This window comes from Pseudomonas sp. C7.1 (assembly GCF_056312395.1).
In genome coordinates, this window is sequence record NZ_JBWDTL010000003.1 from 243,304 (window position 1) to 253,505 (window position 10,202).

Annotated in this window: 11 protein-coding genes; 6 read left to right on the top strand and 5 right to left on the bottom strand. The window is 59.5% G+C overall.

All coding sequences use genetic code 11. The features are described 5' to 3' along the window. The first annotated feature begins 9 nt into the window (after positions 1 to 9). The 3 genes from AC0T4W_RS04465 (at position 10) to AC0T4W_RS04475 (ending at position 2,011) form a co-directional block, all read left to right on the top strand. Complete coding sequence (locus AC0T4W_RS04465) at positions 10 to 507, top strand: hypothetical protein (protein ID WP_476316667.1); 498 nt, start codon at positions 10 to 12, stop codon at positions 505 to 507. 182 nt (positions 508 to 689) lie between these two features. Then, positions 690 to 1,010 carry a GIY-YIG nuclease family protein gene (locus AC0T4W_RS04470; RefSeq protein ID WP_476316670.1) on the top strand — a complete coding sequence of 107 codons (321 nt, stop codon included), beginning with the start codon at positions 690 to 692 and terminating at the stop codon, positions 1,008 to 1,010. 65 nt (positions 1,011 to 1,075) lie between these two features. After that, a complete protein-coding gene (locus AC0T4W_RS04475) occupies positions 1,076 to 2,011 on the top strand; it encodes a glutathione S-transferase family protein (protein WP_476316673.1) in 936 nt (311 codons plus the stop codon). A 32-nt stretch (positions 2,012 to 2,043) separates the two neighbouring features. Here AC0T4W_RS04475 and AC0T4W_RS04480 read toward each other — a convergent pair whose 3' ends face one another. Genes AC0T4W_RS04480 through yejK form a run of 4 tightly spaced genes read right to left on the bottom strand, consistent with a single transcriptional unit; the run spans position 2,044 to position 5,065 of the window. Further along, positions 2,044 to 2,361 (bottom strand): glutaredoxin family protein, encoded by a 318-nt coding sequence (locus AC0T4W_RS04480; protein ID WP_476316676.1) that lies wholly within the window; start codon positions 2,359 to 2,361, stop codon positions 2,044 to 2,046. Positions 2,362 to 2,397: 36 nt separating this feature from the next. After that, the gene (locus tag AC0T4W_RS04485) at positions 2,398 to 3,240 is read right to left on the bottom strand and encodes a DUF4344 domain-containing metallopeptidase (RefSeq protein WP_476316679.1); all 843 of its coding nucleotides are present in this window, start codon (positions 3,238 to 3,240) and stop codon (positions 2,398 to 2,400) included. After that, positions 3,237 to 4,055: a polyphosphate kinase 2 family protein gene (locus tag AC0T4W_RS04490; protein ID WP_476316681.1), complete on the bottom strand. Its 819-nt coding sequence runs from the start codon at positions 4,053 to 4,055 to the stop codon at positions 3,237 to 3,239. Before AC0T4W_RS04490 ends, AC0T4W_RS04485 begins: the two co-directional genes overlap by 4 nt. A gap of 2 nt (positions 4,056 to 4,057) precedes the next feature. After that, positions 4,058 to 5,065 (bottom strand): nucleoid-associated protein YejK, encoded by a 1,008-nt coding sequence (yejK, locus tag AC0T4W_RS04495; protein ID WP_476316684.1) that lies wholly within the window; start codon positions 5,063 to 5,065, stop codon positions 4,058 to 4,060. Between the two features lie 380 nt (positions 5,066 to 5,445). Here yejK and AC0T4W_RS04500 point away from each other — a divergent pair, with 380 nt between their 5' ends. Further along, positions 5,446 to 7,056 (top strand): M28 family metallopeptidase, encoded by a 1,611-nt coding sequence (locus tag AC0T4W_RS04500; protein WP_476316687.1) that lies wholly within the window; start codon positions 5,446 to 5,448, stop codon positions 7,054 to 7,056. A gap of 470 nt (positions 7,057 to 7,526) precedes the next feature. Then, entirely contained in the window at positions 7,527 to 8,375 is an 849-nt protein-coding gene (locus AC0T4W_RS04505; protein ID WP_476316690.1) for a lipopolysaccharide kinase InaA family protein, read from the top strand. A gap of 9 nt (positions 8,376 to 8,384) precedes the next feature. On the opposite strand, the gene yjeH is transcribed toward AC0T4W_RS04505, so the two are convergent. After that, on the bottom strand, positions 8,385 to 9,653 hold the full coding sequence (yjeH, locus tag AC0T4W_RS04510) for an L-methionine/branched-chain amino acid transporter (RefSeq protein ID WP_476316693.1): 1,269 nt from the start codon (positions 9,651 to 9,653) through the stop codon (positions 8,385 to 8,387). A gap of 128 nt (positions 9,654 to 9,781) precedes the next feature. Here yjeH and AC0T4W_RS04515 point away from each other — a divergent pair, with 128 nt between their 5' ends. Then, positions 9,782 to 10,201: an Lrp/AsnC family transcriptional regulator gene (locus AC0T4W_RS04515; RefSeq protein WP_476316696.1), complete on the top strand. Its 420-nt coding sequence runs from the start codon at positions 9,782 to 9,784 to the stop codon at positions 10,199 to 10,201. The last annotated feature ends 1 nt before the right edge of the window (position 10,202 follow it).

Consider the following 10,202-nt stretch of genomic DNA (forward strand, 5'->3'; position numbering starts at 1 on the left):
CTCGCCTCTATGGCTTCCCCAGATAAACAGCAAAAGCGCGCCCAGCGGGCCAAAGCCAAGGCCAAGCAGAACCGTTCGGGCAAGGCCAAAGCCCATGTCGTGCATCCGTTGTTGGCCAATGCGCTGATCAATGAGCCGTTTGATGATGTTGAAATCGACCTGAGCACCTTCGACTTCAACGATATCGAAGAGCACGGTTTCGACCCGGCGCACTTCGATGATCTGTTCCAAGCAATGAAAGTCGGTGAAGGCATCAGCCTGTTGGCGATGTGCCTGGTGTTTCTGCAATACCCGGTGTTAGAGCTGGTGGTCGCGGAGGAAGCGGAAGAGGCGGCCACGGACTTTATGATGGGCCTGCTGATCGTCTATCGCGGGATCTTCCACGATGAAGACGAAGACACGGCAGTGGAGTGGATTGGCAGCGACGCCTTCCAGCATGCCTACAACGAGGCGTCGATGATCTTGCAGAAGAAAAACGCGCGCGGCACTCCAGGTGCCCGCGCATAGTCGCCGATGTGTGACGTGCTCAGGCCTGTGTCAGGCGTTGCCATTGTAAGTACATAAATAAACCACCACAGCAGCAGGCTGGGTAGCAGGCCGATTGCAAGCCGGTCGGTAAAGGTTTGGCGGCCTTTCAACAGAGCCGTTAAGCTCAACGACCTTCTTTGTCAGATCTGCCGATTTTCGTGATGCCTGAAGTGATCTCTGTCGAAAGTCTCGCTGCCGCCAAACCCTGGTTTGTCTACCTGGTGCGGGCGGCCAACGGGGCGTTGTACTGCGGCATCAGCGACGATCCGCACAAGCGCTTTGCCAAGCATCAGAGTGGCAAGGGCGCGCGCTTTTTCCATTCCAGCCCGGCGCAGGCCCTGGTGTATATCGAAAGTTGTACCGGTAAAGGCGATGCGCTGCGTCGCGAACGGGCAGTCAAGATCCTAACCAAGGCTGCCAAGGAAGCCCTGGTCGCCGCAGCGCCTGTTATCGCTGTGGCTGATAACGCGCCATCAGGCTAAGCGGGTAGGCCGGCAACTGCTGCGCGGTTAAGCTGCAGGCTTATTGAACCCTTGCGGAGCCCGCCATGCACGAGTTGATCCTGCACCATTACCCAACCTCGCCCTTTGCCGAAAAGGCGCGATTGATGCTCGGTTTCAAGCAGCTGTCCTGGCGCTCGGTGCTGATCCCGCCAATTATGCCCAAGCCCGACCTTACAGCGCTGACTGGTGGCTACCGCAAGACCCCGGTGCTGCAAATTGGCGCAGATATTTACTGCGACACCGCGTTGATTGCCCGCCGCCTGGAAGCGGAAAAGAGCACTCCGGCGCTGTTCCCCGAGGGCCAGGAGTTCAATGTCGCTTGCTTCGCCCAGTGGGCCGATTCCCAGGTGTTCCTGCATGCGGTGAGCCTGGTTTTCCAGCCAGAATCCATCGCGGCGCGTTTCGGCAAGTTGCCGCCGGAAGTTCTTAAAACCTTTATCGCCGACCGTTCGACCCTGTTTAACGGCGGTCTGGCGACGCGCATTCCGCTGGACGTAGCCAAGCACCAGTGGCCCACGCTGATGGCGCGTCTGCAACAACAGCTTGAGCGTGAGCAGAGCGACTTCTTGTTCGGCGAGCCATCGCTGGCGGATATCGCCATGGCCCACCCATTATGGTTCCTGCGTGGCACGCCGGTCACGGCACCGCTGGTCGATGAGTACCCGGCGGTGGCCACTTGGCTTGCGCGCGTGTTGGATTTTGGCCACGGCTCATTCAGCGAAATGAGTGGTGAGGACGCCGTCGCCATCGCCCGTGACGCTACCCCGGCGGCTTTGCCGGATGTTGCGTTGGCCGACCCAAATGGCTTTGTCGTTGGCCAGCAGGTGGCGATTTCCGCCATTGATTACGGCGTGGATGCGGTGGAGGGTGAGCTGGTCTTCAGCAGCAGCGAAGAGCTGATCCTGCGCCGTGAAGACCCGCGCGCCGGCAGCGTACATGTGCATTTCCCGCGTATAGGCTTTGCCATCAAAGCGTTGTAAGAGCCGGTTTACGATCTGTTGCGCGCCAGGTTTTAGTATGCGGCGCGCATTGCCTGTGGATCGTAACCGTGGATCAGGGTGCCCTTGATATCCAGCAGGGGCACGCCGCGCCCACCCAGCGCCTTGAAGGTCGCCTGGCCGGCCGGGTCTTTCTCTATATCGATTTCCCGATAGGCAATCTGGTCCTGCGCCAGTTGCTCGCGAGTTTTCGCGCAGTAGCCGCACCACTGCGTGGCGTACAGCACCACCTCGCCTGGCCGATCAGCCAGCGGCGGTTGAAACCAACGCTGCACCCTGTCCCAGTGTTGGAAGAGTGCCAGGGCGCACAGCAGCAGGATGACTTTTTTCATAGGGCGTTCCTTTGCCTCGCTAAAGCTGGGGGCAATTTACAGATTGGGTCGGTTTTCCTGCAATGCTTTCTGCCGCAGCCTGGGCAGCTCTCGCGCCAGCTCGCGAAAATACAGGATGCGCTCGTAGCACAGTGTCAGTTCGCCGCTGATGCGGTTGTACCAGGCGTTGGCTTCACCGCACGCGGCAACGATCAGTTTCAAGTCGCGGGGCAGAGCGAAGGTACTGCTGGTGCGCGCAGCGATGGCTTCCAGTTCGCCGGAGGCGCGGACTTTTACAAGCAATTCGTCTGCGCCCGATAAATACGCAGGCGGGGTTTGGTACTCCACGCGCAGATGGTGGCCGGTGGGTTGCTGATCTTTGCGCGCGAAGTGTTGGCGAATCCAGTTCACCGCATGTTCGACCTGCAGGTATTCGTCCTGGCAGTAAAAGGCGCGCTCGTCCGGTAGCCCGGTCATCTGGATGATCCATTCCAGCTGTCTGGGATCACTGCCATAGGCCAGGCAGGCCAGATTGTAGAAACGCTGGGCATCCAGAGCATGGCTATCCCATTCACGCACCTCTGGGGCGTCAGGGCTTTGCCGCTGCCACTCCAGGCGCCAGTAGTCGGCCACATCGAGCAACTTGGCGTAGAAGTCGGCGTCGCGTTGCCGCTCGTGCAGCAGAAACAGGCCCATAAAGCCGAGTTGGTCGGCGGCATCTTCTTCACGCCCCAGCACCGGCAATTGCAGCTCGCTGATCAGCAGGTGGCCCATCTCATGCAGCAGGGTGAACTCTGCGTTGGCGGTGACAAAGCGCACTTCATCCGGGTACAGCGCCTGTTCCGGCACTGCTTGGGCGAAGCTGCTAAGGCCCAGCAACAGCAGCAAAAGATGCTTCATGCTTGCTCCAGATCGTCTGCGCTGAAGGGGGCGGGGGTATTTGGCCAGTCCAGTTGCAAGCGCTCCATTTTGCGGGCCAGTAGGCTGGCTACCAGCCAGTCACGCAACCAGCGATGATCCGCCGGGATGATGTACCAGGGCGCCGCTGCGTGGTCGGTTTGTGCCAGTTGTTCGGCCCAGAGCTGCTCGCGCATATCGAATTCGCGGTGGGCCTGCAAGTCGCTGGCATGCAGCTTCCAGCGTTTGCGCGGTTGCTTCAGGCGCTCGTGCAGGCGACGTTTTTGCTCAGCCTTGCTCAGGTGTAAAAAGCATTTCAGTGGCTGAATCGACTGGCTAAGCAGCTGTGCCTCGAAGGCTTGAATCGCCTGCTGGCGCGCGGGCAGCTCTGCGACGCTGCACAGGCCATCCAGCGGATCGCTGATCAGCCCTTCGTAGTAGCTACGGTTGAATACCCCGAGCAGACCCGGCCCCGGCAAACACTGCTGGTAGCGCCAGAGAAAGTCGTGGCGCTGTTCGCAGGCAGCGGGTTTCTGAAAGCTGTGAATACGCAGGCCTTGGGGGTCGAGGCTGCTGATCACCCGGCGGATAACGCCATCCTTACCGGAGCAATCGGTGCCTTGCAGGATCAGCAGCAGGGCGTTGCGCCTATTGGCCCAGAGCATGCGCTGCTGCTGGTTGAGCCAGGGCCGCAGTTCGGCAAGGGCCTGCTGCGCCGTCTGCTTATCCAAGCCGAAATCGCACGCCGGGTCCTGGGCAAAGGGCGCTGCCGGATTACAACGGCAGGCATCCAGTAGGCTATCCGGCAGGCGGGACACGTTTAGCCTTTGCGGCGCTTGAGCTGATCAGTCAGCTGTGTCGGCAGATTGCGGATCACCAGGGTATCGGTGCTTTCGTCGTACTCGATTTTCGAACCCAGCAGATGCGCTTCGAAGCTGATCGACAGGCCTTCGGCGCGCCCGGTGAAGCGCTGGAACTGGTTGAGGGTGCGCTTATCTGCCGGGATTTCCGGCGACAAGCCGTAGTCCTTGTTGCGGATATGGTTGTAGAAGGCTTGCGGGCGCTCTTCGTCGATCAGTCCGGACAGTTCGGTCAGGGTCATCGGCTCGCCCAGCTTGGCCTGGCTGCTGGCGTAGCCGACCAGGGTCTTGGTTTTCTCGCGGGCCTGTTCTTCCGGCAGGTCTTCGCTTTCGACGAAGTCGCTGAAGGCTTTCAGCAGGGTGCGGGTCTCGCCCGGCCCGTCGACGCCTTCCTGGCAGCCGATAAAGTCGCGGAAGTACTCCGAGACTTTTTTGCCGTTCTTGCCCTTGATAAAGGAGATGTACTGCTTGGACTGCTTGTTGTTCTGCCACTCGGAGATATTGATCCGCGCGGCCAGGTGCAGCTGGGCCAGATCCAGGTGCTTGGCCGGGGTCACGTCCAGCGCCTCGGTGACCGCTACGCCTTCGCTGTGATGCAGCAGGGCGATGGCCAGGTAGTCGGTCATGCCTTGCTGGTAGTGGGCAAACAGCACATGGCCGCCGGTGGACAAGTTGGATTCTTCCATCAGCTTCTGCAGCTGCTCCACCGCTTGGCGGCTGAATGCAGCGAAGTCCTGGCCGCCATCGAGGTAATGCTTCAACCAGCCGCTAAACGGATAAGCCCCGGACTCCTCATGGAAAAAGCCCCAGGCCTTGCCCTGCTTGGCGTTGTAGCTCTCGTTGAGGTCGGCGAGCATATTTTCGATGGCCTGGGACGCGCCCAGTTCGGTATCCCGGGCATGCAGCACGGCAGGGGTGCCATCGGGCTTTTTGTCGATCAGGTGGACGATGCAGTGGCGGATCGGCATGGGGCTAAGTCTTCAAGTCAGTCGCAAGGTGTGTGACGGCCCCTGGGCTGTTGGCAGCGCCAACACGGAACCGATCTACAAAATATGCGCAGAGTTTACCTGAGTACAGGGCGCGCTCCATCTGTCAGCGCGCCACGCCGGGCACTTAAGGCGCCTGAGCCGGCCTTTGGGGCTCAATAGCTATGGGTTTCAGTGCTGGCCAATCGCTCTCAAGTTCGTCGATAAGTTCTTATTTTCAAGAAAATTGTAGACATAAGTTCGCGAAGATGAATATCCCCGTCTAGGTTATGTAGCGTCCACACGACGCAGTAAAGGGACGTATCGCGGCGGTGTCACAAGCGCTGCCGCACCTAAAAGCTCCATATAGGATTGGAGGCAGCATGCATAACAAAATTGTGAAAAGCGGTTTGCTTGTTGGAAGCCTACTGGCGGCGATCTCGGGCGAGGTGCTCGCAGAGGCGAATAAAAGTAGCAGCCAACTGTTCAATGCGTTTTGGAGCCCGGCCCGTTTGGGGCCTCTGGAATGTCGTTTTGGTCTGCTCAACAGCACTACATTGGGGTTGCCGCGCTGTATGCAGGCGAGCAACACCGCCATTCACCTGCAGATGTTCAAGGACATTGCCCAGGCCAATGGCGGCAATCGCGCAGCGGGCTTGCCCGGTTATCAGCGCTCAATCGATTACGTGAAATCCACCCTGGAAAGTGCCGGTTACCGCGTAGAGGTTCAGCCGTTCCCCTTCACCGCCTATAACCCACAAGGGCCCGGCGAGCTGCAGGCCCTGGCGCCGACGCCGGCGGTGTATGAGTGGGATGTGGACTTCACCTACCTGTCGCAAACCGAAGACGGTGACGTCAGTGCGCGAGTGGCGGCTGTGGATATCGCACTTGGCGCAGGCAACCTGTCGAGCAGCGGCTGTGAGGCGCAAGACTTTGTCGACTTCCCCTCCGGCTCCATCGCCTTGCTGCAGCGCGGCACCTGTAACTTCCAGATTAAAGCGGAGAACGCCGCTGCGGCCGGTGCTTCAGGGGTGATTATCTTCAACCAGGGCGACACCGAGGACCGTAAGGGCCTGCTCAACGCCACCCTGGGTGACAGTTATGCCGGCGGTGTGCCGGTGTTCTTCGCCACCTACGATGTTGGTGTGGGCCTGGCGCAGAGTGCAGAGACTCAGGTGCGCATGCTGGCTGATGTGGTGCGCGAGCGTACGCAAACCTTCAACCTGATCGCCGAGAGCCGCCACGGCAATGCCAACAATGTGGTGATGGCCGGGGCTCACCTCGACTCGGTATATGAAGGCGCTGGTATCAACGACAACGCCTCGGGCAGTGCCGCGTTGCTGGAGCTGGCGTTGCAGCTGCAAAAAGTGCGGCCGAAGAACAAGCTGCGCTTCGCCTGGTGGGGGGCTGAGGAGTCAGGGTTGGTCGGTTCGACTTACTATGTCAACCAACTCCCGCCAGAGCAGAAGAGCAAGATCAAGTCGTACTTGAATTTCGACATGATCGCTTCGCCAAACTTCGCTTACTTCATCTATGACGGCGACGGCTCGGCGTTCGGCCTGCAAGGCCCGCCCGGTTCTGGAGCCATCGAGAAGCTGTTCGAGGAGTATTACAAGCTGCGTGGCCTGCCTTCGGAAGGTGATCAGATCACCTTCCGCTCGGATTACGCGCAGTTCTTCCTCGACGGCATCGCCTTTGGCGGGTTGTTTACCGGTGCAGAGGTGCTGAAGACGCCAGAGCAGGCAACCCGTTATGGCGGCACCGCGGGGATCGCGCTTGACCCGTGCTACCACGCCAGTTGCGATGATTTGAACAACATCGCGCAGCGTGCCCTGGAGATCAACGGCGACGCCATGGCCTTTGTGACCAGCTGGTTGTCGTACTCCACCAAGGTGGTTGATGACCAGATCGAGGCCGCCAAGGCCGAGAAGAGTGTGGCGCTTAGCTCACAGAGCTATGACATCACGCACTGGGGCAAACACTGGATCAAGTGACCGCTTGAACTGCAAAACCCCGCCAGGGCTTAGCTCTGGCGGGGTTTTCTTTGTCTGCAAGGAGGGTTGTTTTGCGGATTTAGCTGGCCGTCAACTGGCGCTGCTTCAGCGCATTCAGCCGCACGATCATATAGCGCAGGTGCATATGCAGCGGGTACACCTCGCTAGATTAGGACAGTGGCACGGCGGGGCGGCGAAATAGAACAATGCACCAACCAACCCCGCGATTACCGGCACGATTCACAGGTTGGTGAGGATGAGGATTTTCAGGTCATGAAAAATGCGGCGCATGGTCAGTACTTGTCGTAGCTGGGCTGAGGATAGCCTCAATGCCGCAGCTCTTGGCTTGCTGCGCGTGATTTGAGCCTGTGGCGTTTATCTGAAATATGAAGGGAATATGAAAAACAGGTTGAGACACTTCGGTTAAATCGATAGTTTCGCCGGCCTTAAAAAATAAACCGGATGCAGGGATGCGCTACCTCAAACCCTATCAACAAGACTTCCCTCACATCGTAATCAGCGGCGACCTGACGTTGCACCTCGATGAAGAGGGTATTGCGGATATCCTTGAACCTATTTCGGCGTTGCTGGCTCAGCGCGACAACGGCACATTGCGCCGTGGCATTTCCGGTTGCATGAGCGGTGTGCGCTCGCGGCTGTTTGTTAAAACTGTCGAGCTGGAAAGCCTGCCTTCGCGGTTACGCGTGACCCTGGGCCGGCAGCGCCGTCTCGGTGGCTATGACTGGCCGATAGCCGAGCTGATTAACAGTGTCGATGCCTTGCGCCAAGGCGCCCCTGTGCCACGCCTGCGTGGTTTCGGTTATCGCCGCCAGGGGCTATTTCCTGTGCGCGAGTTGTTTCTGATCAGTGACATGCTTGATGGGCATGTCGATGGCCGGTTCTGGCTGACTCAACCGCACATGCAGATTGAGGCCTTTCTGCAGGGGGCTTTTGCTCTGATTGCTGAGTTGCATAACAAGCAGGTGTGCCACCTCGATCTATGGGTGGGCAACATCATGCTTGATCCGCAGTGTCAGGATGAGATGAAGGTGGTTGATCTGGAGAATTGTTATATAGGCCATCCGCCTTACTGGTCGGAGGCTCTGGGCTTCCAGTTTGCCTTCCTATACTTGCGCCTGGTTCAGGAGCATATCGATGAGGCGCGTTATGACCAGTTGGTGTATGCGGCTCTGGATGAGTATCCGGGGGTTGACCGTGTTGGTTTTGAGCGAGTCTATTCGCTGTGCAAGCATCAGCAGATCAGCCGCAAAAAGCGCCGTGACCTGCTGTTGACGGGTAATTTGCAGCTGCGCGGTTAATCTGCCATTTCAGCTCTGCTCAGTAACCAGAAGCATGCTGCGCTGCTCGCGCCAGCGATCCAGCAACCCGAGCACCAGCAGCAAACCCAGTGCATACCCGGCATCCACTCCCAGTATCAGCAGCACTAGGGCGCACAGCAGGCAGCTGAATGCGGCCAGCCAGCGCCATATGCCGCGCAGCAGCACCCAGCCGGCAGCCATGCTCAGCAAGTAGATGACTACGAAGTTGCCGTTGGCGTAGCGGATCAGGTCATCCACCGTCAGGTCGAGCCACTGTGCCAGGCTTGCGCACAGGGCGCAGCTAAGGATCACCCACAGTAGGGCGCGAGCGGGTACGCCATGTTTGTTGCGCTGCGCCAGGCTGGTCGGCAACTTGCCTTCATCAGCCAGGCTCCAGATCAGCCGGGCGAAGCCCTGCATATAGACGTTCATCGAAGCGAAGCAGGCCAGGTAACCCACGGTGGCGGCGATCCAGCGCGCCTTCTCGCCCAGCAGCAGGTTGAGCATGCGCGGCATGGAGGCGGCGTCCGTGGTCACATCGCCGTAGGTATGCAGGCTGAGCACCGCCACCGAGCAGGCCCAGTACACCAGGCCAGCCAGCAGCACGCCCAGCAGCAGGGCCAGGGGGAAGTCACGCTCGGGGTTCTTGAACTCCTCGCCCATATGGGTAAAAGCCTCAATGCCGACAAAGCACCAGAACATCACGCCTAATGCAGCCGGTAGTAGATGCCAGGAGCCGCTGATCGGCGGCAGCAGCGGCTGGTTGTTGATGGGTAGATCACCGACCCACCAGATCAGTGCGATGGTGGCGATAATCGCCACGGCAATCGCGCCCTGAATCATCCCGCTGGCCTTGGCCGGCCGCTGACCGAGCAGCAGCATGGCAGCGAGCGTGGCTAATTGGATGACCAGGGCCTGGCTGCGACTGAGATCAAACAGCACCTGCCAGAAGCCACTGGCGATATTCAGCGCCGCCGGCAAACCCACCGGTAGTACAGCGAGAAACAGCCATGCACTCAGACGCTCCATTCGCGCACCAAAGGCGCGGCCAATCAGATGCGGCGCGCCGCCGGCATGGGGGAAGTGGCGGCCCAGCTGGGCAAAGGTAAAGGCCACCGGCAGCACCAGGCCGATCAGCAGCATCCAGGCCCATAGCGACGCCTCGCCGGCAGCGGTGGCTGCTAGCGCCGGGATCACAAAAATCCCGGTGCCCAGCAGCGAGGTACTCAGCAGGCCAATCCCTTGCAGCAGGCCTAATTCCTGGTTCAGACGACTCATGTTGTATGCTCTGCGGTTTCGTTCGCCATGTTAAATCGCCCGCCTGTTGAAGGCTGCTGGCGAAACGTCGGCTTTGACCGACGAGTTGGCGCAATTGACCGTCAAATTGCCTTTTTCGAGAACCCCGCGTGGACAAGTTCGATCAGCAGATACTCACCCTGTTGCGCGCCGATGCGCGTATGCCTGTCAGTCAGATCGCCCGCGAGGTCAACCTGTCGCGCTCGGCGGTCAGCGAGCGGGTTCGTCAACTGGAGCACAGCGGTGTGATCAGCGGCTACCACGCGCAAGTGGTGGTGCCAGGCGCTGGGGCGATCAAGGCCTATCTGGAGTTGTTCTATCAGGGTGGGCGCTGCGAGCACTATGTCGAGCTGATGCGCGTGTTCCCGGAAGTGCGCCGCTGCAGCGGCATCAGCGGCGAGACCGATATGCTGGTGTCCATCGAGGCCGCCTCCATGCAGCGCCTGAGCGAGATTCGCGGCGAGATCGAGAACTTCCCCGGTATGCAGAAAGTGAAGACCCATATGGTGGTCAAGGATTGGGTGTTTTGAG